This is a genomic window from Qipengyuania sp. L-5Y, from assembly GCF_056859455.1.
In genome coordinates this window covers 54,666-75,890 of record NZ_JBSXOM010000024.1, presented here as the reverse complement: position 1 = coordinate 75,890, position 21,225 = coordinate 54,666, and the positions used below count along the sequence as shown (strand labels likewise).

The 21,225-nt window shown below is 60.9% G+C and carries 30 protein-coding genes; 21 read left to right on the top strand and 9 right to left on the bottom strand.

Features of this window, described 5'->3' with window-relative positions; genetic code table 11:
* Positions 1-37 precede the first annotated feature (37 nt).
* Entirely contained in the window at positions 38-619 is a 582-nt protein-coding gene (locus tag AC13F2_RS04795) for a TadE family protein (RefSeq protein WP_482964110.1), read from the top strand.
* A 12-nt stretch (positions 620-631) separates the two neighbouring features.
* On the opposite strand, the gene AC13F2_RS04790 is transcribed toward AC13F2_RS04795, so the two are convergent.
* The 4 genes from AC13F2_RS04790 to AC13F2_RS04775 all read right to left on the bottom strand — a co-directional run bounded on the left by AC13F2_RS04790 (position 632) and on the right by AC13F2_RS04775 (position 4,215).
* Positions 632-1,273 (bottom strand): GNAT family N-acetyltransferase, encoded by a 642-nt coding sequence (locus AC13F2_RS04790; protein WP_482964111.1) that lies wholly within the window; start codon positions 1,271-1,273, stop codon positions 632-634.
* Positions 1,274-1,382: 109 nt separating this feature from the next.
* On the bottom strand, positions 1,383-2,315 hold the full coding sequence (locus AC13F2_RS04785) for a hypothetical protein (protein ID WP_482964112.1): 933 nt from the start codon (positions 2,313-2,315) through the stop codon (positions 1,383-1,385).
* Positions 2,306-3,685, bottom strand: a complete 1,380-nt coding sequence (locus AC13F2_RS04780; RefSeq protein WP_482964113.1) for a glycosyltransferase family 2 protein — start codon at positions 3,683-3,685, stop codon at positions 2,306-2,308. Before AC13F2_RS04780 ends, AC13F2_RS04785 begins: the two co-directional genes overlap by 10 nt.
* A gap of 263 nt (positions 3,686-3,948) precedes the next feature.
* Positions 3,949-4,215: a hypothetical protein gene (locus AC13F2_RS04775; RefSeq protein WP_482964114.1), complete on the bottom strand. Its 267-nt coding sequence runs from the start codon at positions 4,213-4,215 to the stop codon at positions 3,949-3,951.
* Positions 4,216-4,397: 182 nt separating this feature from the next.
* Between AC13F2_RS04775 and AC13F2_RS04770 the strand changes: the two genes are divergently transcribed.
* Entirely contained in the window at positions 4,398-4,583 is a 186-nt protein-coding gene (locus AC13F2_RS04770; RefSeq protein ID WP_482964115.1) for a DUF1289 domain-containing protein, read from the top strand.
* Positions 4,584-4,715: 132 nt separating this feature from the next.
* Here the strand turns inward: AC13F2_RS04770 and AC13F2_RS04765 are convergent, their stop codons facing one another.
* The 4 genes from AC13F2_RS04765 to AC13F2_RS04750 form a co-directional block, all read right to left on the bottom strand.
* On the bottom strand, positions 4,716-4,859 hold the full coding sequence (locus tag AC13F2_RS04765) for a hypothetical protein (protein ID WP_482964116.1): 144 nt from the start codon (positions 4,857-4,859) through the stop codon (positions 4,716-4,718).
* Positions 4,852-5,838: a hypothetical protein gene (locus tag AC13F2_RS04760; RefSeq protein WP_482964117.1), complete on the bottom strand. Its 987-nt coding sequence runs from the start codon at positions 5,836-5,838 to the stop codon at positions 4,852-4,854. Before AC13F2_RS04760 ends, AC13F2_RS04765 begins: the two co-directional genes overlap by 8 nt.
* Before the next feature lie 58 nt (positions 5,839-5,896).
* Positions 5,897-6,169 (bottom strand): hypothetical protein, encoded by a 273-nt coding sequence (locus AC13F2_RS04755; RefSeq protein WP_482964118.1) that lies wholly within the window; start codon positions 6,167-6,169, stop codon positions 5,897-5,899.
* 127 nt (positions 6,170-6,296) lie between these two features.
* Positions 6,297-6,458 carry a hypothetical protein gene (locus tag AC13F2_RS04750; RefSeq protein ID WP_482964119.1) on the bottom strand — a complete coding sequence of 54 codons (162 nt, stop codon included), beginning with the start codon at positions 6,456-6,458 and terminating at the stop codon, positions 6,297-6,299.
* 557 nt (positions 6,459-7,015) lie between these two features.
* On the opposite strand from AC13F2_RS04750, the gene AC13F2_RS04745 reads away from it, so the two are divergent.
* The 3 genes from AC13F2_RS04745 to AC13F2_RS04735 are packed head-to-tail and all read left to right on the top strand — an operon-like array spanning position 7,016 to position 8,540.
* Positions 7,016-7,552, top strand: a complete 537-nt coding sequence (locus AC13F2_RS04745) for a hypothetical protein (protein ID WP_482964120.1) — start codon at positions 7,016-7,018, stop codon at positions 7,550-7,552.
* Entirely contained in the window at positions 7,549-8,091 is a 543-nt protein-coding gene (locus AC13F2_RS04740; RefSeq protein WP_482964121.1) for a hypothetical protein, read from the top strand. Before AC13F2_RS04745 ends, AC13F2_RS04740 begins: the two co-directional genes overlap by 4 nt.
* Positions 8,088-8,540 (top strand): hypothetical protein, encoded by a 453-nt coding sequence (locus AC13F2_RS04735; protein ID WP_482964122.1) that lies wholly within the window; start codon positions 8,088-8,090, stop codon positions 8,538-8,540. Before AC13F2_RS04740 ends, AC13F2_RS04735 begins: the two co-directional genes overlap by 4 nt.
* A 273-nt stretch (positions 8,541-8,813) precedes the next feature.
* Here AC13F2_RS04735 and AC13F2_RS04730 read toward each other — a convergent pair whose 3' ends face one another.
* Positions 8,814-9,593, bottom strand: coding sequence for an alpha/beta fold hydrolase (locus AC13F2_RS04730; RefSeq protein WP_482964123.1), 780 nt, complete (start codon positions 9,591-9,593; stop codon positions 8,814-8,816).
* A gap of 432 nt (positions 9,594-10,025) precedes the next feature.
* On the opposite strand from AC13F2_RS04730, the gene AC13F2_RS04725 reads away from it, so the two are divergent.
* From AC13F2_RS04725 to rpmC, 16 genes are all read left to right on the top strand, one after another.
* Positions 10,026-10,304 (top strand): cold-shock protein, encoded by a 279-nt coding sequence (locus AC13F2_RS04725; RefSeq protein ID WP_482964059.1) that lies wholly within the window; start codon positions 10,026-10,028, stop codon positions 10,302-10,304.
* Positions 10,305-10,393: 89 nt separating this feature from the next.
* Positions 10,394-10,855, top strand: a complete 462-nt coding sequence (locus AC13F2_RS04720) for a hypothetical protein (protein WP_482964058.1) — start codon at positions 10,394-10,396, stop codon at positions 10,853-10,855.
* A gap of 329 nt (positions 10,856-11,184) precedes the next feature.
* Positions 11,185-11,556, top strand: a complete 372-nt coding sequence (rpsL, locus tag AC13F2_RS04715; RefSeq protein ID WP_006831873.1) for a 30S ribosomal protein S12 — start codon at positions 11,185-11,187, stop codon at positions 11,554-11,556.
* Between the two features lie 159 nt (positions 11,557-11,715).
* The gene (rpsG, locus tag AC13F2_RS04710; RefSeq protein ID WP_103023192.1) at positions 11,716-12,186 is read left to right on the top strand and encodes a 30S ribosomal protein S7; all 471 of its coding nucleotides are present in this window, start codon (positions 11,716-11,718) and stop codon (positions 12,184-12,186) included.
* 118 nt (positions 12,187-12,304) lie between these two features.
* Entirely contained in the window at positions 12,305-14,398 is a 2,094-nt protein-coding gene (gene fusA, locus AC13F2_RS04705) for an elongation factor G (RefSeq protein WP_103023193.1), read from the top strand.
* Between the two features lie 92 nt (positions 14,399-14,490).
* Entirely contained in the window at positions 14,491-15,666 is a 1,176-nt protein-coding gene (gene tuf / locus AC13F2_RS04700) for an elongation factor Tu (protein ID WP_103023194.1), read from the top strand.
* A 312-nt stretch (positions 15,667-15,978) separates the two neighbouring features.
* Positions 15,979-16,290, top strand: coding sequence for a 30S ribosomal protein S10 (gene rpsJ, locus AC13F2_RS04695; protein WP_006831877.1), 312 nt, complete (start codon positions 15,979-15,981; stop codon positions 16,288-16,290).
* Between the two features lie 266 nt (positions 16,291-16,556).
* A complete protein-coding gene (gene rplC, locus AC13F2_RS04690) occupies positions 16,557-17,423 on the top strand; it encodes a 50S ribosomal protein L3 (protein WP_103023195.1) in 867 nt (288 codons plus the stop codon).
* A 3-nt stretch (positions 17,424-17,426) separates the two neighbouring features.
* On the top strand, positions 17,427-18,050 hold the full coding sequence (gene rplD / locus AC13F2_RS04685) for a 50S ribosomal protein L4 (protein WP_103023196.1): 624 nt from the start codon (positions 17,427-17,429) through the stop codon (positions 18,048-18,050).
* Positions 18,043-18,351: a 50S ribosomal protein L23 gene (locus AC13F2_RS04680; RefSeq protein WP_103023197.1), complete on the top strand. Its 309-nt coding sequence runs from the start codon at positions 18,043-18,045 to the stop codon at positions 18,349-18,351. Before rplD ends, AC13F2_RS04680 begins: the two co-directional genes overlap by 8 nt.
* A 13-nt stretch (positions 18,352-18,364) precedes the next feature.
* Positions 18,365-19,201: a 50S ribosomal protein L2 gene (gene rplB, locus AC13F2_RS04675; protein WP_103023198.1), complete on the top strand. Its 837-nt coding sequence runs from the start codon at positions 18,365-18,367 to the stop codon at positions 19,199-19,201.
* 6 nt (positions 19,202-19,207) lie between these two features.
* A complete protein-coding gene (gene rpsS, locus AC13F2_RS04670; RefSeq protein WP_067464762.1) occupies positions 19,208-19,483 on the top strand; it encodes a 30S ribosomal protein S19 in 276 nt (91 codons plus the stop codon).
* Positions 19,483-19,860, top strand: a complete 378-nt coding sequence (gene rplV, locus AC13F2_RS04665) for a 50S ribosomal protein L22 (protein ID WP_103023199.1) — start codon at positions 19,483-19,485, stop codon at positions 19,858-19,860. The genes rpsS and rplV overlap by 1 nt, the downstream gene beginning before the upstream one ends.
* A 1-nt stretch (position 19,861) precedes the next feature.
* Complete coding sequence (gene rpsC / locus AC13F2_RS04660; protein ID WP_103023200.1) at positions 19,862-20,557, top strand: 30S ribosomal protein S3; 696 nt, start codon at positions 19,862-19,864, stop codon at positions 20,555-20,557.
* A 21-nt stretch (positions 20,558-20,578) separates the two neighbouring features.
* Complete coding sequence (rplP, locus tag AC13F2_RS04655; RefSeq protein ID WP_103023201.1) at positions 20,579-21,013, top strand: 50S ribosomal protein L16; 435 nt, start codon at positions 20,579-20,581, stop codon at positions 21,011-21,013.
* Positions 21,013-21,222, top strand: coding sequence for a 50S ribosomal protein L29 (rpmC, locus tag AC13F2_RS04650; protein ID WP_067464826.1), 210 nt, complete (start codon positions 21,013-21,015; stop codon positions 21,220-21,222). Before rplP ends, rpmC begins: the two co-directional genes overlap by 1 nt.
* Positions 21,223-21,225 lie beyond the last annotated feature (3 nt).

Here is a 21,225-nt window from a genome sequence, read left to right as displayed (position 1 = left end):
CAGCCTGTTTGCCCGGCTACGTAGAGAGTGCACGGGAATGGCAATGGTCGAATTTGCCTTTGCCGCCCCAATCTTTCTAACTTTGGTACTAACTGGTCTCGAGCTGTCAAATCTCGCACTCGCTCATCTTCGGGTAAGCCAGATGGCGATGACCGTTGCTGACAATGCCGGTCGTGTCACTTCGGGTATCGATGAGGCTAATATAATTGAAACTTTCACAGGTGCCCAAGCTATCGCTGAAGGCCTCGACTTCACTACCAATGGTCGAATTGTTCTTTCATCGTTGGAAAACAACGGCAAAACAGGCTCGAAGAAGGGGCAGGTGATTTCTTGGCAAAGGTGTTGGGGCAGGACTGATATCGACCCTGCTTATGGAACGGAAGGCAAGGGCAAGAACAACGCTTCGCTTAGTGATGGAATGGGCGCGGGAGCAAACAAGATCGTTGCAGCTTCTGACACCGCCGTCATGTTTGTGGAAGCGACCTACACGTACCAACCACTGGTCTCGACAGGCTTCTTCAATTCGCCGACAATTCGTTACGAAAGCGCCTTCAATGTGCGCGGTCGGCAGAACAACAAAATCAGCAACACTCAGAAGCTTGTTAAAATGACTTGCTGAGCAGCCAAGCTCTCAGCGTTTGCCATCGAAATACGCGAATACGTCGGCCAATCCGGGGGGATCGCGTTCTTCGCGCATCTGTTCCAAAGCTGATGCGACGTCCAGCCTGTATTCGGCCTCCGGCCCGTCCTGGGAGACATGGTGTGCTCCCAGGCGCCGGATGAAACTGCGCGCGGCCTCGTTCTCGCTCAGCACATTAGCCGAAAACGCGGTCAGCCCGCCGGCGAAGGCATCGAGCAGAAGCGTGGCGGCCAGCAATCGGCCGACGCCAAGGCCGTGATAAGCATCGACAACTGCGATCGAGAATTCAGCGATCGGATCGGCGGTGCCCGGCCGGATGGCGCGCACGACGCCCATTACCGGCTGTGAAGGATCGGTAAAGTCCAGCGCGCCCCAGGCAAGATGGCGCACTCCGTCCGCACCCAAAAGCCGCTCGATTATCCAGTCGGGCGGGCTTGCCCCTCCAGTGAAGAAACGCAGATAGCGCGAACGGGGGCTCATCCGCGCGATTCCCTCCCGCAGCCGGATTTCGTCGGCTGGGGTGACGATACGAATGCAGACAGGACGCCCATCTACGAGACTTGTCTGGATCGCAGCATCGCCGCAGCCTTTAGATATGGGAATCCCGGTGTAATCGTCGCCGGTACCGACCATCTTCATCTCCATCACGGTTCTGCATTGCTTGTTAGGCAACAGAACCCGGCCCACCCACCATGTAGCGCGCGCTTTGCCGTTTCGGACCCCTTGATCCGCAGCAAGCCGATCAGAAACGCCGCATGACGCCTAAACGGCCTTGGACATAGCTGTATCCCGTCCCGACGGAACCGTTGTTCGAAGGCGTGTCGGTGTAGATAACTTCGCCGAATGTCGACCAGTTGCGATCCGTGTCGGGGCTTTGGAAACGGAATTGGGCGAAGTTCGACCGGCGCCAGTCGGTGGCTGCGTCGCGCTGCGCGCCGATGCCCCCCGCGCCGAGCAGTTCCCATCCGCCCACGAACCTGCGAAGCTGCACTACTGGAAGAACCTGTGCGTACCAGCGCGGCGAATAATAATCGAATTCACGTGGCTCGCTGTCGCGGAAATATCGGCCTCGCAATTGCAGGCTGAGCCCCCATTCAGGTTTCACCACATGCACGTAATTAGCTCGCGCATGGAGGCGCAGGTTCTCCCCGGTGAAATCCTGTATTCCTCCCAGCACTGTCACAATGTTCCGGTCATCGACGGGCAGATCGATGGCGGCCCCTACAAAGGTGGAATAGATGTTTTCATCGAGCCCGCGGGGCGTTTCCACCACGTCACGTTCGATGAACAACTCCTTGCGGAAGGAGCTCTCGTCATGGATCGATGCAGACCCGATGACGGTATGACCGTCGGTCCCCGCCAAGATGGACCAGTTCCAGTTCCCGCTGCCGCCGGCATAGCGTCCGAACACACGTTCGCGGCTTCGCGTGCCAGTGCCGGATGGATCGTACCAAGCCTTTTCCACTCGTATTCCGATACGGTCGTCATCGCCCGCATTGCGCAGATCGAAATCGATTGCCGTGCGAAGAATGTCGGTGTCGTCGCTATCGGTAGATGCGAATACCTCTCCCCCCAGCGCGGGGGAAGGCTCGATGTCCTGTGCAGATGCGACACCGGGGAGGGCGGCGCTCAGGACCAGCGCGGCGATCGTCTTGTATGTGGGCGTCAGTTCCATTGTTTGCGGCCTCCTGTCAGTTCGGCGAGGTAGCCCCACACCGAAACCGGCTGCATCAGCAGCGGATAGATGAAAGCGTAGAGAAGGAAGCCGCGCAGGCTCTTCTCCATGTCGATATCGTTGCGTTTCAGCATTCTGGTCTGGATGCGGTAAATGACCACATTCCACAGCGCCGCCAGCGGCAGCACCAGGAGGGTGATCGGCCCGGCCAGCCAGAATATTCCGAGAAAGGCCAGGATCAGGCCTGGAATGAAGGCGAAGGTGAAGGTGAGATCGATGCTGACGAACAACAGGTTCCACCAGATGAACATGGTGCGCAGGCGTGGAGCGACCAGCAGGCGCTTGTGAATTGCCAGCGCCTCGATCATGCCTCGGGCCCACCGTTTGCGCTGGTTCGACAGGCCCCTCAACGTATCGGGTGCGTGCGTCCAGGCGACCGCGTCCTCCGCATGGCCCGTCTTGTAACCCATGCGAAGTAGCGACCAGGTCAGTACGATATCCTCGCCCACGGTGTCAGGCCATCCGCCTGCTTCGACCAGCGCAGCCTTCCTGTAGATCGAGAACGCCCCCTGCGCGACCAGCGTACCGTTATACATGCCCTGCATGCGCTTTACCGCTGCGATGCCATGGAAATAGTCCCACTGCTGCGCTCGGGTGATCCAGCTATCGTTCTGGTTCCCGACGAGCACCGCACCGGCGATGGCCGCAGTCTCGGGCGAACTGGCGTGCAGATGCTCGACCAGCGCGACAAGGCAGCCTTTCTCCAGCAGCGTATCGGCATCGATCGTCACCACCAGATCGTGCGCTGCGAGGGCCAGTCCGTCGTTCAGCACGCGTGCCTTGCCCCGGTTCTGCTTTTCACTGACGAGCAGCAGGTCGCGCCCGCTCGACCCCGCAAACAGCGCCTCGGCATCCCGCACGGCCGCGGCCGTCCCGTCGGTCGAGCCGTCGTCCAGCACCATGATCTGCAGCGCGCCGGGATAATCCAGCGCGGCGATGCTGCGCAGGGTCTCGCCGATCAACGCTTCCTCGTTATAGGCGGCGATGAGGATGCTCAGCGCGGGCCATTGCTCCGGCGTGCGGCGCAGGGCATCGGGCCGCAGCACCAGGCTGGCCATGAGAAACGCGTTCATGAAGCCCGGCACATAGGCGACGAAAGCCAGCACGAACAACGCTGCCAGCGGGTGGGTAAGCCCGCCCAGATCGCTCAGCCAGGGCAGCGACAGCCAGATACTGAACACGACCCAGGCCAGCGCCAGAATCAGAGACAGGCCGAAGCGCCCTACGGCCCAGCGGTCTCGCCGGTGAGCGTCTTCCCGGTTCCGGCCGGGTTGCCAGCCGTGCGAAAGCCGCGCTGTGCTCTCCGCCATGATGTCCCTCCGATGGTGGCAGACGATGTCACCTGGCGCGCTGTGCGCACAGGTTCTGTCGTAGATTCAAGAGTTTGTGGTTAACGGTGCGATAACCGCGTCTGCGAACCCTTCGCTAAGGTTGCGCGCGCAGGAGGACGTGGCAGCCACAGGGGACGTTCCATGTTCGACACGCTCGGCGACCGCCTGATCGACGGCGCGATCGTGCTCGCCATCTTCGCGGGCAAGGCTGCCATCGCGCTTCTCGCCATCTGACACCGCGATCATTGCGGAACCTGCGCTTCGGCGCGGCCTTCGTGCAGCGCGCGTTCGGCGATCTGTTCGCCCTTGGCTTCCACGCTTTCGACCACGGATTTGAGATCCGGCGGCGGCGCTATGCGCTGGTCCTGCGTGGCTCCTTCGAGCGTGGACCAGGCGCCCCATACCAGCAGCAGGGCGGCGCCGGCGGCGAGGCCGGCCAGGGCGAAGACGCCACCCGCCCGTGTCCGGCCGTAATCGTGAGTGCCGTCTCCGGCTTTGGCATTTTTCATCGAGCGACCCATTATCGTTCTATCGTTCGCGAGCGTTTCCTCACTTAGGTATAGATACGGATGAGCCGCGTCAGCGGATGCAACAACTCACCGGCCACTCACCACGTTTTATCTCATGTTAACCATGTTGGTTAACCTCTTGGGGGTGGCCAAAGCGTGTCCAGGCGGGCAGGGGGCGCCGCATGCAATCGGTTTCATCCCCCTGTATCGACCTGTGCCGTCTCGATGTTGCGGGGGAGCTGTGCGTCGGCTGCGGCCGCTCGCTGGAGGAGATCGCCGGCTGGCAGTCGGCCGACGATGCGGAGAAGCGCGCCATTGTCGAGCGCGCCGCGCGCCGCCTCGCCGACGGCAGCACCGCGCAGGGCTGATCCGGGCGGCCGATCCCGACCCCGATCCTCAAGGCCCCACATCCCCTTCGCCCATGGAAAAGGCGGCAGCCGCCCATGGGACAACTGCCGCCTTGATGCTGACCGGCGGTAAGGAGCCGCCGGCTAGGCTTATCAGTTCGTGGTCGCGGTGCCGTCTTCCACGGCGTCTTCCGCGCGGTCGCTCATTTCGCCAGCAGCGTCGGCCTGTGCGTCGAGCGCTTCTTCCTTGGCTTCGTCGCCCTGTGCTTCGGCAAGGTCGGCCTGCTCTTCAAGCACGTCTTCCTGCGATTCGTACTGCTGCTCGGCCAGATCTTCCTTGGCTTCCTGCTCGCTTTCCGAGCATGCGCCCAGCGCGGTCATGGCGAATGCAGATGCGACGATTGCGGTTGTCTTGAATTTCACTTGGTTTCCCCTTGTCGTGAATCTCGAGAGCGAGAATTCGCCCCTCGGCCCCTGCTACGAACGAGATCCGCTTTGGTGCCCGTTTTATCCAAAAAAGTTGCGCAGGTGCCTGGCCGTCCTCCGCAACCGCCGCTGTTCCCGCAGGCCCGCCCTGCGCCAGCCGGTCGGCGAAATGGCGCGACAGCGCACATTCGCGGGTATCCGTCTCTCCCTCGCACGGCGCCTCCCGGTCCTCCGCAGGCGCAGCGGGCAGACCAGCCTCCACCTCGCGCCGGATGCGCTCGTACACCGGGTGCCCGGGGCGGATATGCTCGCTATAGCGTTCGGGGCGGCGGTTGCGCAGGAAGAACATCACCAGCGCCTCGTTGTGCTTCACGCCATAGGTGATCAGCCCGCCATCGCGGTCGGTCTTCCATTCGGGCACGCCGTCGATCGCGCGGGCGAGCGCGCAATCCTCCAGCCGCTGCACGCTGCGCTCCACCGCGGCATCCCACGCGGCGGAAAACTCCTCCGCGCCGGGCCGGTTGCGCAGCTTGTACAGCGCTTCCATGCTCGCCCCGATATGCATCGCCGCCTGGGTGACGATGCCCGTCGCCGCCAGATGCGCAATGAAGGCGCGCTGGCGCCCGGCAGTGATGGAATTGCGGCGCGCGGCCTTGTGGGGCACGGGCGTAAAGGCCAGCAGCGGATCGCCCGGCTGCGGCGGCAGGCCGATCCGCGCCACGGCAGAGGTCGCCTGCCGCGCGATCTTGCGGGTGGGCTTGGCCTTCTTTGCAGCTTGGGTCGGGGGACCTCCAGCCGCAGCGGGCGGGGGCAGGGCGGATGGCTTGGTGGGGCGGTCGATCTTGCTCATGACCACGCATAGAATGCAGATTATTCGCGTGTAGGAAAATGGTTTTTACCGACGCACGTTAATCCCTGCGCAGCCACGCCAGCGCGCCCGCATCCATCCCCTTGAACTTGGGCCAGCCGTCGGGATCGTCCCCCAGCGGCGCGCAGAGCAGGGCCGTGCCCTCGGGCAATTGCCACTTGATCCGGTGGTAGAGCTTGGAGCGGGTGAGGGCGGAACGCACCAGCCACATCTCGTCCGCCAGCGGATGCCCGTCGCCATGCAGATCGATCGGCTCCGCAGGCGCGGCGGCGGGATCGTGCCAGATCAGATAGAGCGTGGGTTCGTCGGCCACACAGCCTCAATGCAGCGCAGCCGCGAAAGTTCGGGAGAGCCTGCGCGACGCCCCTGCGTGGAATGGTCCGGTCTGCGCGCCGCGCGCCGCAAGTGCGGCTTCGCGCCCGTGTTTATGTGAGTGACGGTCAGGCAAACCAGTCCAAAATCAGCGCCAGCACCACGAAGCCGACCAGTCCGGCCATGAAGATCACCCGGTTGCGCCGCTTGGTCAGAATGATCTCCGCCCCGCGCGCCTTGTCGGCGTCATAGTGGATGGGTTCGTCCTTGCGGTCCGATGGTGTGGGCATGATGCTCTCCTCGCCCAACCAACGGGCGAGGGACGGGGGGAGGTTCCGGGGACAGTTGAGTATTCTGTTATCGAAACTCCCGCGTCGTATTAGTGGCTCGATTTGGGCCGTTACCGGACTGTCCGCTCTTGGCAGACAATCGCCGCAAAGCGGCCCGACTGCTAACGACCCCAAAGCGGACATGCTCCAGATGTCGGATTCGCGCCCCAATCTCGGTCGTTAGCCTAACCGCTAAGAGCTCCCGAAAGCGGTCATAGCTGCGCGTCCAAAATGATAGCCGCTTTCGGGACTGTCCGAGCGGCTCCTGAATGTCGGAGGTTGGGTGGGAAGCGGAAAGTCCGGTTTTGGAAACAAAACCCGAGAAAGAAGACGCATTCACCATCAAATTGGCATGACTGCAAACGACCCAATTTCATCCATTTTCTGGCAAGGACTGTGGTGAGAAGTCGACGATGCTATTGGCTCCATTTCTCCGACTTTGTTCTTGATTAAGGCTCTGGTATTCATCGGTGTGTAACGCGATGGGAAACAAAGCATTAAGGCGAGGAAAGGCCGGATTGAAGCATCGACTAATCTTGACCTCTTGTATTTCTGTTTTCGCAGCCAGCTGCGCGTCGCTCCAATCGGATTCCGGCTCTTCATCTCTTACTTGGAACGACGTCAAGACGTACCAGATTGAGATGGGGAAGGATGACGAAATTCTTGCTCGCGTTGATCTGCAAATCGCAGGCGAAGAAGATGCCACTTATGATCGAACTTGGCCGCTGATCGCTGAAGAATTCTGCATCGCAAGGCGAGTTGATTTACCACGCGACGTCCGGCGTATGGCGGAAACGCAGAGCGTGAGAGTGAGCCTGACACCTCTGCGTCGCAACTACGGGGAAACCGCGCGGTCGCAGTTAATGGACGTAAGAGCATCTTGGCGCACCAACAAAGGGATGCCGGAAGGTACCGGGTTGGATACTCCATCATGCAAGCGCTTTCCGACCGTGGAATATTCGGCTTCATTCGCGCGCGAGGTCCCTATCAATTTGCAGCACTCAGTGACGCTCTTTGGCGATGAAGGTCTTTATCTCAAGGTTGCGCCCAAATGATGCGATATCTTGTCCTCTTTGTAGCGCTTATTTGCACAGAACCTTTCACTGCGACCGCGCAAGATAGCGAGCCAGAGGTGAGAGCAGCTCCTTTTGGGCATAGGCCGTGGGGACAGGCTAACCCGGGTCAAGAACCCACTCGAATCGGCGTTACGATCGAGAAAGACGGCGAGTTTTTCTGGAGAGGGCAAGTCGACGGAAGACAAGACCGCATTGAGATAAAGTCTGGCTTCAGCGAAAGTCCAGGCTGCATTATCGTGGTGGGAGCCTTTGATGGGATCGCGCCATCGTACACTCTTGCCAACGCTGGTGTGCCTAAGCTCACGATCAACATCCGGCCGTATAACTCTAGTGCGGCCAATCCCGAACGCTTTGATTTTTCCTTTGAATATGAACGTTCAGTGCTGAACGGGGACCCTTGCCACGGTCAATCTGACATCCGGATCACCAAAATGAGCAACAGGCTTTACATCAAGTCAGGTGAGCGTGTGGTCCTTCCACCATATTCGGGGTTCCAAATCACATTGGAGCGCAAATGATCGGTTTTCTTGCATTCGTGCTTGCCGCTTCTGCTCCGCCTCCTCCTGTTCCGAGCCCTGAGCAGCAGCCGTTTTATCTGGTCGACTTCACAGTCACACTCGACGGTGAGACCATCGTTGAGGGTAGCAAAGAAGTTCGCACGGGCGTTTATTCAACCGAGACACGCACCCGCATTTTTCCTCCAGCTTGTGACAAAGGGGCGGTCGAATTCGGGTATCGGAAGATCACGCTTTATGTGAGAGAAAATGGACACCCTGAGGAAAGGGCTGGTCTCTATTTCAACATCAAAGAGCGACGGGAAGTCGACGATCACGACAATGATCCGTGCGAAGGGCAGCGGCCGGAGGACGTCAACCACAGCTTTCATGGCCACGTTGATCTAGAGCGCGGCGAAGAGAAGGTTGTCGATATTGGCCATGGGGCCTTGCTTCACATCAAGAGGCGCTGATCTATTTTGGAGGCAAAACCTAGCTCTCAAAAATGTCCGTTTTTACCCCATTCTACGACATTGCGACCCAGCCCAATTGCGTCTGCTCTTAGCAATCAAAGTGTTCCGCACTTATGACTGAGATGGGGTCGTTAGCCGCACGGCAGCTTTTCGCTTCGCGTCGACCCGAAGCGGACTGACCGCTAGCGGCCCAACAAAGGACTTTGCAATGGGGCCGGCCCCTGCATAGGCCCTCATTTTGCTAATTACCCAGTGGCAGTATTATTTCGATTCCTAGATGCTCGTTGCATCCAGTATCACGCGAACAGTCTCCTCTGGCCGATCCCACATCGGGAAGTGTCCGCTACGCTCGAACCAGTGCAGCGTCGCTCCAGGGAAAGCCTTGATCGCGCGATCCGCCTGCTGCGGTAGACACAGCCGATCCTTTCGTCCCCAGCCGATGACAACAGGCGCAGCCGTTTTCGCAGAACCCTCCTGCATCGCGCCGTTGGCGAGATCCTTCACAAGCGAATTGACGGTGCGCGTGTCAGCCAACGACTTCAATTCGCGCGCGACGAATGCCCCGTCGAGCGCCCACGGCCTAGCAGAGAGCTGGGCCAAGAGCGCGGTCCGGCCTGCGACATTTCCGGTGATGGCAGAAAGCGCCGGTCGCAGTGCGCGAACCAGAGCAACCGATGGCATTAAGGTGGCTTTGAAGAAGGTGCGCTCCCACCCTTGCCAAAAGCCGCCCGGATCGAGTGCGACAACCGCGCCCGCTTGGCCGCGCCGCGCCATCTCGAGCACCAGGCGAGCCCCCAGCGAGCTGCCAACCATATCAATACCTGTGAGGTTCTCCGCGCCGAGCCAGTTGTCCAAACTGCGCGCAAGTCCGTCAAACGTGCCGCTGTCCGCCTCGTCGGGTGTTTGCCCATGGCCGGGCAGGTCTATGGCAATTACCTCCCTGACTTGAGAAAGCGCAGGCGAGATCGTGTCCCACGAGCCGCAGGTCGCCCCCAGTCCGTGGACAAGGAGGAGGGGTTTTCCGCGCCCCGTGCGCGTGTGGTGTATGGTCATGTAACGGCAACGTCTCGCACCGACTTATGGGCCCGTAGATGTCCATATTGCCGAATGTGAGGCCAAGAGCGGACGGTCCGCTTCCGGCCCAAATCCAGTCAAACAGCCAGATCTCTTGAATGACCGGTTTCCACCCCCAATTGCGGACGTTCGCGGTTTCACGGGAAGCTCCCATAAGCGGACCGGTAGCTTACCGCCGATCGGTATCAAAAGCGGCCTGCCGGCTAACGCATCACATGCCATTGACCGCGCCCCCCCCCCCCCTTCCGCACCCATCTTGTAACACCGGCCAACCAACCCCACCTCAAACCCAGCTACCAGTCGTGATCGACGGTCCCGAGGGCCAGTTGTCCTCCCTTCTTTCCATTTCGCCTCTTAGCCCGCGCATAAGCGGTCGCTGATGAGCGCCTGCGCGACCTGGAAGGATCTCCCATGACGAATTTTGGCACCATCAAGGCCTATGACAGCGGCAATGGCAGTAGCACCATCGCTCCCGAGCAGGGCGGCGAGCCGCTTCATTTTGGCTGGAACGATGTGCAGCAGCGTGCGGCGGAACCCCGGCAGGGTCAGCGTTACGGCTATGACACCAAGCAGGCCGGTGGCGGCAAGGTCCATGCGGCCAATCTGCGCCAGCAACATCGCAGCGATGCGCACGGGCAGGCCGAAGCGGGAGATCCGCAGGCGCAGCAGGCCATGCAGCAAATGGGCTGATCGTGCGATCGGTCGGGGCGCGCCGTCCGGCGCGTCCGACCCATCCCCCTGCAGGGCTTTTCTTCAACCCCCGCGAAAGGGGAACCGTCATGGATATCAACGATCTGCTTCACGAACATGAGCTCGCCGTCCGGCGCGCCAGCGAGGCTACGGACGATGGCGAGCGTGGCAATCACTTCGCCAAGGTGGCCGAATATGCGGAGCGCGTGCGGCGCATGCGCGAGGATAATGCGGTGAAGGCCAATCTCGACCCGGTCACGATCACCATCACGCAGCCCGAAACCATCATCTACGGCACCTATACCGGCGCGCTCGAACAGCCCTCGGCCGCGGTGGCGGTTAATTCCTGGGAAGGTGAGGGCGGGGCGCTCGATCCGCCGCAGGTCGTTCTGCCGGCGGGCGTGATCTGCAACCATCTGCGCCACTATCACGTCGGCCCCTATGTCTATCAGGATCTGGACCTCGCGGTGGCCGAACATATGCGGCAACTGTCGCAGCACGCGGCAGAGGGCGCGGGCGATCCGCCGGTTGGTGATCGGGCGCGCGATTGACGGAACTTGACGCTGTGCGCCCGTTTCACTATGTGCGCGCCCATCCGGTGTAGGAACCGCCTTGCGATTCCCATCGGGCAGATAGAGCTGAACATTGCCGGTCATGTCCCGGGGCTCCCATTTGGCGGGCCCTTTTCTATTGCAGCGAAAGCTGGGGGCAGCCGTCAAAGTAACCCGGTGGCCGTGTGGGCCGATGGGTGGAGCGTTTCAGGCTCGTGCGATCATGCCGCCCCGGTGCTTACCCGCGCCGCGCGCGCTGCAGGCACGAACCCGGCGTACCGCCCCATCAACCCTCTAGTCGCCGCCAACCAACGGTGAAGTGAGTAATCATGCCGACAATCAACCAGCTGGTCCGCAAGGGCCGCGTCCCGCAGAAGGCCAAGAGCAAGGTCCCTGCGATGGAGCAGAACCCGCAGAAGCGCGGCGTCTGCACCCGCGTCTACACGACGACCCCGAAAAAGCCGAACTCGGCTCTGCGTAAGGTTGCCAAGGTCCGCCTGACCAACCAGCGCGAAGTCATCTCCTACATCCCGGGCGAAGGCCACAACCTGCAGGAACACAGCGTTGTCCTGATCCGCGGCGGCCGTGTTCGCGACCTTCCCGGCGTTCGCTACCACGTCCTTCGCGGCGTGCTCGATACGCAGGGTGTCAAGGACCGCAAGCAGAGCCGTTCGAAATACGGCGCCAAGCGTCCGAAGTGATCGGTCCGGGGGACCGGTCATCCTCGGAAAATCGCTTCAGGCGATTTTGTCGGGGATCCAGTCCCAAGGCTTTTTAGGAATTTACCGGCCGCCCCTCGATCCCCGCCTGTGCGGGGATGACGAAATCGGGAAGGGCCGGACAAGAGAAGGAATTGCGACATGAGTCGTCGTCGTCGTCCCGAGAAGCGGGAAATCCTGCCTGATCCCAAGTTCGGTGATCAGGTCCTGTCGAAGTTCATGAACAACCTCATGTATGACGGCAAGAAAGCCGTTGCCGAAGGTATCGTCTACACCGCGCTCGACGTGGTGGAAACGAAGGCCAAGGCCAATCCGGTCGAGCTGTTCCACGCAGCGCTCGACAACATCAAGCCGCAGGTCGAAGTGCGTTCGCGCCGCGTCGGCGGTGCGACGTATCAGGTCCCGGTCGAAGTTCGCCCCGAACGTGCCCAGGCCCTGGCCATCCGCTGGCTGATCACCGCTGCGCGCGGTCGTCCGGAAACCACCATGTCGGCTCGCCTCTCGGGCGAACTCATGGATGCGGCCAACAATCGCGGCAATGCCGTCAAGAAGCGCGAAGACACGCACCGCATGGCGGACGCGAACCGCGCCTTCTCGCACTACCGCTGGTAGGGCGCCCTGCTTGAAGGACCGGGGGAGGGGGATTCCTACTCTCCCGGTCTTCAAGTGGTCACATTGATACCCATATGGGGCGCGCACCTGCGCTAACCCCGAATTCGAGGAAAACCACATGGCTCGCGAATATCCGCTGGAGCGGTACCGCAATATCGGCATCATGGCCCACATCGATGCCGGCAAGACCACCACGACCGAGCGTATCCTCTACTACACCGGCAAGTCCTACAAGATCGGCGAAGTCCACGACGGCGCCGCCACCATGGACTGGATGGAGCAGGAGCAGGAACGCGGCATCACGATTACCTCGGCTGCCACGACCACCTTCTGGTCGGCCGAAGACGGTCAGGGTCCCAAGCACCGCATCAACATCATCGACACCCCCGGACACGTCGACTTCACCATCGAAGTCGAACGCTCGCTGCGCGTCCTCGACGGCGCCGTGGCCGTGTTTGATGGAGTTGCCGGGGTGGAACCCCAATCCGAAACCGTGTGGCGCCAGGCCGATAAGTACGGCGTCCCCCGCATGTGCTTCATCAACAAGCTCGACCGCACCGGCGCCGACTTCTACTACTGCGTCCAGTCGATCATCGACCGCCTCGGCGCGACCCCGCTGGTCCTCTATCTCCCGATTGGCGCGGAAAGCGACCTCAAGGGCGTCGTTGACCTCGTGAACATGCGCGGCATCGTCTGGGAAGACGACGGCCTCGGCGCGACGTTCAACTATGTCGACATCCCCGCGGACCTCGCCGACAAGGCAGCCGAATACCGTGAAAAGCTGGTCGAAACTGCCGTCGAGCAGGACGACGATGTCATGGAACAGTACCTCGAAGGCAACGAGCCTGACGCGGCGACGCTCAAGAAGCTGATCCGCAAGGGCACCATGGCGCGCGACTTCGTGCCTGTCGTCTGCGGCTCGGCGTTCAAGAACAAGGGCGTGCAGCCCCTGCTCGACGCTGTTGTCGACTACATGCCGAGCCCGCTCGACGTTCCGGCCATCAAGGGCGTGAAGCCCGACAGCGACGAAGAAGACACCCGTCCGTCGTCGGACGAGGCACCTTTCTCGGCGCTGGCCTTCAAGATCATGAACGACCCGTTCGTCGGGACGCTCACCTTCACCCGTATCTATTCGGGTCAGCTCTCCAAGGGTTCGGTTCTGAACTCGGTCAAGGAGAAGAAGGAAAAGATCGGCCGCATGCTGCTGATGCACTCCAACAACCGCGAGGACATCGATGAAGCATTCGCCGGCGATATCGTCGCGATCGCAGGTCTCAAGGAAACCACCACCGGCGACACCCTGTGTGCGTCGAGCGCTCCGATCATTCTGGAACGCATGGAATTCCCCGAGCCGGTCATCGAACTGTCGGTGGAACCGAAGACCAAGGCCGACCAGGAAAAGATGGGCGTTGCGCTCAACCGCCTGGCTGCCGAGGATCCGAGCTTCCGTGTGACGACCGACCACGAAAGCGGTCAGACGATCATCAAGGGCATGGGCGAGCTTCACCTCGACATCCTCGTCGATCGCATGAAGCGCGAGTTCAAGGTCGAAGCCAACGTCGGCGCGCCGCAGGTGGCTTACCGCGAATATCTCGGCAAGCCGGTGGATGTGGACTACACCCACAAGAAGCAGTCGGGTGGTTCGGGTCAGTTCGGCCGCGTCAAGGTCAAGGTCACCCCGGGTGAGCGCGGCCAGGGCTTCGTGTTCGAAGACGAGATCAAGGGCGGTAACATTCCGAAGGAATACATCCCCGCGATCGAAAAGGGTTTCCGCGAGCAGGCCGAAAGCGGCCACCTCGTCGGCTTCCCGATCATCGACTTCACCGTGACGCTTTACGACGGTGCGTACCACGACGTCGACTCGAGCGCGATCGCGTTCGAAATCGCCGGGCGCGGTGCCATGCGTGAAGTGGCGGACCGTTCGGGCATCAAGCTGCTCGAGCCGATCATGAAGGTCGAGGTCGTCACTCCCGAGGATTATCTCGGCGACGTGATCGGCGATCTCAACAGCCGTCGTGGCCAGATCCAGGGCACCGACACGCGCGGCAACGCGCAGGCCGTTGAAGCCAACGTGCCGCTGGCCAACATGTTCGGTTACGTCAACGAACTGCGCTCGTTTACTCAGGGCCGCGCCCAGTACTCGATGCAGTTCAGCCACTACGACGAAGTGCCGGCCAACGTCGCGCAGGAAGTCAAGGAGAAGCTTGCGTAAGCTAGCTTTGAGGTCTAGGGGCGGCGCCTGATTCCGCGGGCGCCGTTTCCTCCCCGCAGAAATTAAATTTTTAAGACAGAGGTTATTTAAAAATGGCGAAGGAAAAGTTCGAGCGTAACAAGCCGCACGTCAACGTCGGCACCATCGGTCACGTTGACCACGGCAAGACCACGCTGACCGCGGCAATCACCAAGGTTCAGGGTTCGGCTGTCGATTTCGCAAACATCGACAAGGCTCCCGAAGAGCGTGAGCGCGGTATCACCATTTCGACCGCTCACGTCGAATACGAAACCGACGCACGTCACTATGCCCACGTCGACTGCCCGGGCCACGCCGACTACGTCAAGAACATGATCACCGGTGCTGCCCAGATGGACGGCGCTATCCTGGTTGTGAACGCAGCCGACGGCCCGATGCCCCAGACCCGCGAGCACATCCTGCTTGCCCGTCAGGTCGGTGTTCCGGCTCTGGTCGTGTACATGAACAAGGTCGATCAGGTCGACGACGAGGAAATCCTCGAGCTCGTCGAACTGGAAGTTCGCGAACTGCTCAGCTCGTACGACTTCGACGGCGACAATATTCCGATCGTCAAGGGTTCGGCTCTGGCCGCTCTCGAAGGTCGCGATCCTGAAATCGGCGAAAACTCGATCAAGGAACTGATGGCTGCCGTCGACGAGCACATCCCGACTCCGGACCGTCCGGTCGACAAGCCGTTCCTGATGCCGATCGAAGACGTGTTCTCGATCTCGGGTCGCGGTACCGTTGTGACCGGTCGCGTCGAAACCGGCGTTGTGAACGTTGGCGACGAAGTTGAAATCGTCGGTATCAAAGACACCGCGAAGACGACCGTGACCGGCGTTGAAATGTTCCGCAAGCTGCTTGATCGCGGTGAAGCTGGCGACAACATCGGTGCCCTGATCCGCGGCGTTGCCCGTGAAGACGTCGAGCGTGGCCAGGTTCTGGCCAAGCCCGGTTCGGTCAATCCGCACACCGAGTTCAGCGCAGAAGTGTACGTCCTTTCGAAGGACGAAGGCGGCCGTCATACGCCGTTCTTCGCGAACTACCGTCCGCAGTTCTACTTCCGCACCACCGACGTCACCGGCGAAGTGATCCTTCCCGAAGGCACGGAAATGGTGATGCCTGGCGACAACGTGACGATCAGCGTTAAGCTGATTGCACCGATCGCCATGGACGAAGGTCTGCGCTTCGCAATCCGCGAAGGCGGCCGCACCGTCGGCTCGGGCGTTGTGAGCTCGATCACGAAGTAATTTTCGTCGGATCAAGTTAAATCGCGGGCCCGCTCCTCTTCAAGAGGGGCGGGCCTTCGTTTTATGAGGGTGAAGGTTGCGATCGTACCTTCCTCTTCGGCCAATATTCCGTCTTCACAAATTCGACGGAATTGAGGGGTTGCCATGTGCGAGTCTCACCCGTATATGCGCGCCAAGAGACGGGGATTCGTCCCCTGAACACAACGAATTCATGAAAGGTCGCCCGTTCCGGGAAACCGGCACCAGCGGGGCTGGCCTTTCTTTTTTGTGGATCGGAAACGGTCCATTGGCTCTTTCGCATCGGTGTAGGTAATGGAAGCTCAGAATATCCGCATTCGCCTCAAGGCGTTCGACCATCGTGTTCTCGACCAGGCAACTGGCGAAATCGCAGATACCGCACGTCGTACTGGCGCGCTTATTCGCGGCCCCATTCCCATGCCGACGCGTATCGAGAAGTTCACCGTGAACCGCGGCCCGCACATCGACAAGAAGTCGCGCGAGCAGTTCGAGGTGCGCACCTACAAGCGGCTGCTCGACATTGTGCAGCCCAACGCCCAGACCGTCGACGCGCTGATGAAGCTCGACCTTGCTGCCGGCGTGAACGTCGAAATCAAGCTGGCCTGAGCCGACTGATTTCCGTCCCCCTCCCGGACGTTAAATGGGTAGGGAAGTTTAGGGGTGCTCGATAGCCCCGCCGGTCCGGAAGGTCCGGCAAGACATCGGGATACCGCCGGTCTGTTCCAGAAGGAATTAGATCGGGTCTGCGTCCTCCGTCTCGCTACCTAGGCAATATGCTGCGGTGGCACTCAGCCCGGACGGGGCGACGTATCATGAAACGGGCTGGCAAGCACCTCGGATGGGCCGCGGTGCCTCTGTTTAGGAGTTTTACGATGCGCACTGGCGTTATCGCAAAGAAAGTCGGGATGACCCGCCTCTTCCAGGAGGACGGTCGGCATGTGCCGGTTACCGTTCTTGCGCTGGAAAACTGCCAGGTCACTGCTCACCGCACTGCCGATCGCGATGGTTACTTCGCGGTCCAGGTCGGTTCGGGCGAGGCCAAGCAAAAGAATGTGAACAAGCCGCAGCGCGAAGCTTTCGCCAAGGCTCAGGTTCCGCTGAAGATGAAGGTCGCCGAATTTCGCGTCGACACCGAAGAAGCGCTGCTTCCCGTCGGTGCCCGCATTTCGGCCGAGCACTTCATTGCTGGCCAGAAGGTCGACATCACCGGTCATACCCAGGGTAAGGGTTTTGCAGGTGCCATGAAGCGTTGGGGTTTCGGTGGTCTGCGCGCTACCCATGGTGTGTCGCTCTCGCACCGTTCGCACGGTTCGACGGGTAACCGCCAGGATCCGGGCCGCGTGTTCAAGGGCAAGAAGATGGCCGGCCATATGGGCGACCGTCAACGCACCCAGCAGAACCTCGAAATCGTTCGTACCGACGCTGATCGCGGCCTTCTTTTTGTCAAGGGCTCTGTCCCGGGTGCGAAGAATGGATGGCTGCTGGTCAAGGACGCGGTCAAGATCGATCATGCAGAGCTGCCGTTCCCGGGTGTGATGTATCGCAACCGTGACGAATTCGAACATCAGGAAGCTGATGCCGGTCTCGTCGAGAACGCTGCAGAGCATGAAGTCAGCACGGAAGTTTCCGCCGAACAGCAGGAAAAGCTGCTGAAGGAGCAGGAAGCTGGTGTCGACACCGAAACCACCACCGATACGCCCGAAGCCGATGCCGGCTCGGACGAAAACAAGGAGGGCTGATCCGTGAAGGTGAAGGTCCAGAAAATCGACGGCAAGGCGTCGGGCGACATCGAGCTGAACGATGACGTGTTCGGTGTCGAGCCGCGCGCAGACATCCTGCATCGCGTTGTCACCTGGCAGCTCGAAAATCGCCGTGGTACGGCTCGCCCGACCCGCGAACGCTCGGACGTTGCCCGCACCGGCAAGAAGTGGGGTCGCCAGAAGGGCGGCGGCACGGCTCGTCATGGCGATCGCGGCGCTCCGATCTTCATCGGTGGCGGTAAGGCTCACGGTGCGCGCAAGCGTGACTTCGAGCAGTCGCTGAACAAGAAGGTTCGTGCACTCGGTCTCAAGATGGCTCTGTCGACGAAGGCCAAGGACGGTCTCGTGATCGTCGACAGCCTCGAGCTGAAAGATGCCAAGACCAAGGCGCTTGTTGCTACGTTCGGCCAGAATGGCTGGAGCGGCAAGGTCCTCGTGATCGACGGCGAAAGCGTCAACGACGGTTTCAGCAAGGCTGCTCGCAACATCCCGGGCGTCAATGTGATGCCGGCGATGGGTGCCAACGTCTACGACATCCTGAAGCACGACACGCTGGTCCTCACCAAGGACGCGGTCGAAAAGCTGGAGGCCCGTTTCAATGGCTAAGAAGCAGGAAGTTGAAGCACGTCACTACGACGTCGTGCTCGCACCGCACATCACCGAGAAGGCTACGCTTGCTTCCGAGCATAACGCGGTCGTCTTCAAGGTCGCCAACACCGCCACGAAGCCGCAGATCAAGGAAGCGGTCGAAGCGATCTTCGGTGTTAGCGTGATGGGCGTGAACACCATCAACATGAAGGGCAAGACCAAGCGCTGGAAGGGCAAGGCTTACAAGCGTGTCGACCAGAAGAAGGCTGTGGTCACCCTGAAGGACGGCGATTCAATCGACGTCACCAGCGGTATCTGAGGGCAGATAAGACATGGCACTCAAGAACTATAAACCTACGAGCCCGGGCCGTCGTGGCCTGATCCTCGTCGACAAGTCGGCCCTCTACAAGGGCAAGCCGGTCAAGTCGCTCGTCGAAGGCAAGCGCAAGACCGGTGGCCGCAACAACAAGGGTCACGTCACCTCGCGCGGCATGGCTGGCGGTCACAAGCAGAAGTACCGTTACGTTGACTTCAAGCGTCGCAAGTGGGACGTCGAAGGCACCGTCGAGCGGCTCGAGTATGACCCGAACCGCACCGCGTTCATTGCCCTGGTCAAGTACACGGACGGTGAACTGGCTTACATCCTTGCTCCGCAGCGTCTTGCTGTCGGCGACAAGGTCGTGGCTGGCGAAAAGTGCGACACGAAGCCTGGCAACGCCATGCTGCTCGGTCAGATGCCGGTCGGCACGATCTGCCACAATGTGGAAATGAAGCCTGGCAAGGGCGGTCAGATCGCTCGTGCTGCTGGTTCGTATGTCCAACTGGTCGGTCGCGATCGCGGCATGGTCATCGTGCGTCTCAACAGCGGCGAGCAGCGTTATCTGCGCGCCGACTGCATGGGGACCGTTGGTGCTGTTTCGAACCCGGACAACCAGAACCAGAACCTGGGCAAGGCCGGCCGTCGTCGCTGGATGGGCATCAAGCCGCTGACCCGCGGTGTCGCCAAGAACCCGGTCGATCACCCGCACGGCGGTGGTGAAGGCCGCACGAGCGGTGGCCGTCATCCGGTCACTCCGTGGGGCAAGCCGACCAAGGGCGCCCGTACCCGCAAGAACAAGCAGACGGACAAGATGATCATCCGTTCGCGCCACGCGAAGAAGAAGAGGTAATCCGACATGGCTCGTTCCGTCTGGAAAGGTCCGTTCGTCGAGCTCAGCCTTCTAAAGAAGGCAGAGACCGCCCAGGACGCCGGTGGCGCCAAGCCGATCAAGACTTGGTCGCGCCGTTCCACCATCCTGCCGCAGTTCGTTGGTCTGACGTTCAACGTCTACAACGGTCACAAGTTCATCCCGGTCTCCGTTTCGGAAGAGATGGTCGGCCACAAACTCGGCGAGTTCGCACCGACGCGTACTTTCCCGGGTCATGCTGCCGACAAGAAGGGTAAGCGCTGATGAGCAAGCAGAAGGCACCCCGTCGCGTTGCCGAAAACGAGGCGCTGGCCGTCGGAACCACCATTCGTGGTTCGGCGCAGAAGCTCAACCTCGTTGCCGGTCTGATCCGCGGCAAGAAGGCCGAAGAGGCCATGAACATCCTCGCTTTCTCCAAGAAGGCGATGGCGCGTGACGCCAGCAAGGTGCTCGCTTCGGCGATCGCCAATGCGGAAAACAACCACAACCTCGATGTCGACGCGCTGGTCGTTGCCGAGGCTTCGGTAGGCAAGTCGATCACGATGAAGCGTTTCCACACCCGTGGCCGCGGCAAGTCGACGCGCATCCTGAAGCCGTTCAGCCGCCTTCGTATCGTCGTCCGCGAGCAGGAAGAGGCGTAAGATGGGCCATAAAAGCAACCCGATCGGTCTGCGCCTGCAGATCAACCGCACCTGGGACAGCCGCTGGTACGCCGAAGGGCGCGACTATGCCAAGCTGCTCAGCGAAGATGTCGAGATCCGCAAGTACATCGTGAAGAGCCTGCCGCAGGCAGCCATCTCGAAGGTCGTGATCGAACGTCCGGCCAAGCTGTGCCGCATTTCGATCTATGCCGCTCGCCCCGGTGTCATCATCGGCAAGAAGGGCGCGGACATCGAGAAGCTGCGTGCCAAGCTTTCGAAGATGACCGCAAGCGAAGTGAAGCTGAACATCGTTGAAATCCGCAAGCCGGAAATCGACGCGAAGCTCGTCGCCCAGGGCATCGCCGACCAGCTTATCCGCCGCGTGGCTTTCCGCCGTGCAATGAAGCGTGCCGTTCAGTCGGCACTGCGTCTGGGCGCCGAAGGGATCAAGATCACCTGCGGCGGCCGTCTCGGCGGCGCTGAAATCGCGCGTATCGAATGGTATCGTGAAGGCCGTGTGCCGCTTCACACCCTGCGCGCCAACATCGACTATGCGGAAGCCGAAGCGCTGACCGCCTACGGGATCATCGGCATCAAGTGCTGGATCTTCAAGGGTGAGATCATGGCGCATGACCCGACCGCTCAGGATCGCCTCATGATGGAAGCCCAGACCTCTGGCGTCCGTCCGGCTCGCTGATTGCAGGATTAGGAAAGAACCATGCTGCAACCGAAGAAAACCAAATACCGCAAGGCGTTCAAGGGCAAGATCCATGGCAACGCCAAGGGCGGCACCACGCTGAACTTCGGGTCCTATGGCCTGAAGGCGATGGAACCGGAACGGATCACCGCGCGTCAGATCGAAGCTGCGCGTCGTGCGATCACCCGCCACATCAAGCGTCAGGGCCGTCTCTGGATCCGGGTCTTTCCCGATGTGCCGGTGTCCAAGAAGCCTGCCGAAGTCCGTCAGGGTAAGGGCAAGGGTTCGATCGAATACTGGGCCGCTCGCGTGAAGCCGGGCCGTATCCTGTTCGAACTGGACGGCGTTGCCGGTCCGCTGGCCGCTGAAGCGTTCGAGCGCGCAGCTATGAAGCTGCCGATCAAGACCAAGGTTGTTGCCCGTCTGGGTGACGCATCGCACCTCGGAGGCGAATGATGGCCAAGACTGAAGACCTGCGCCAGAAGTCGGACGACCAGCTGGCCGAAGAGCTGACCACGCTGAAGCGCGAGCAGTTCAACCTCCGCTTCCAGGCGGCAACGAACCAGCTCGAGGCTCCGGCCCGCATCCGCGAGGTTCGCCGCACGATCGCCAAGATCAAGACGCTGCAGAGCGAGCGTTCGCGCTCGGCTGAAGCGAAGGCTTAAGGA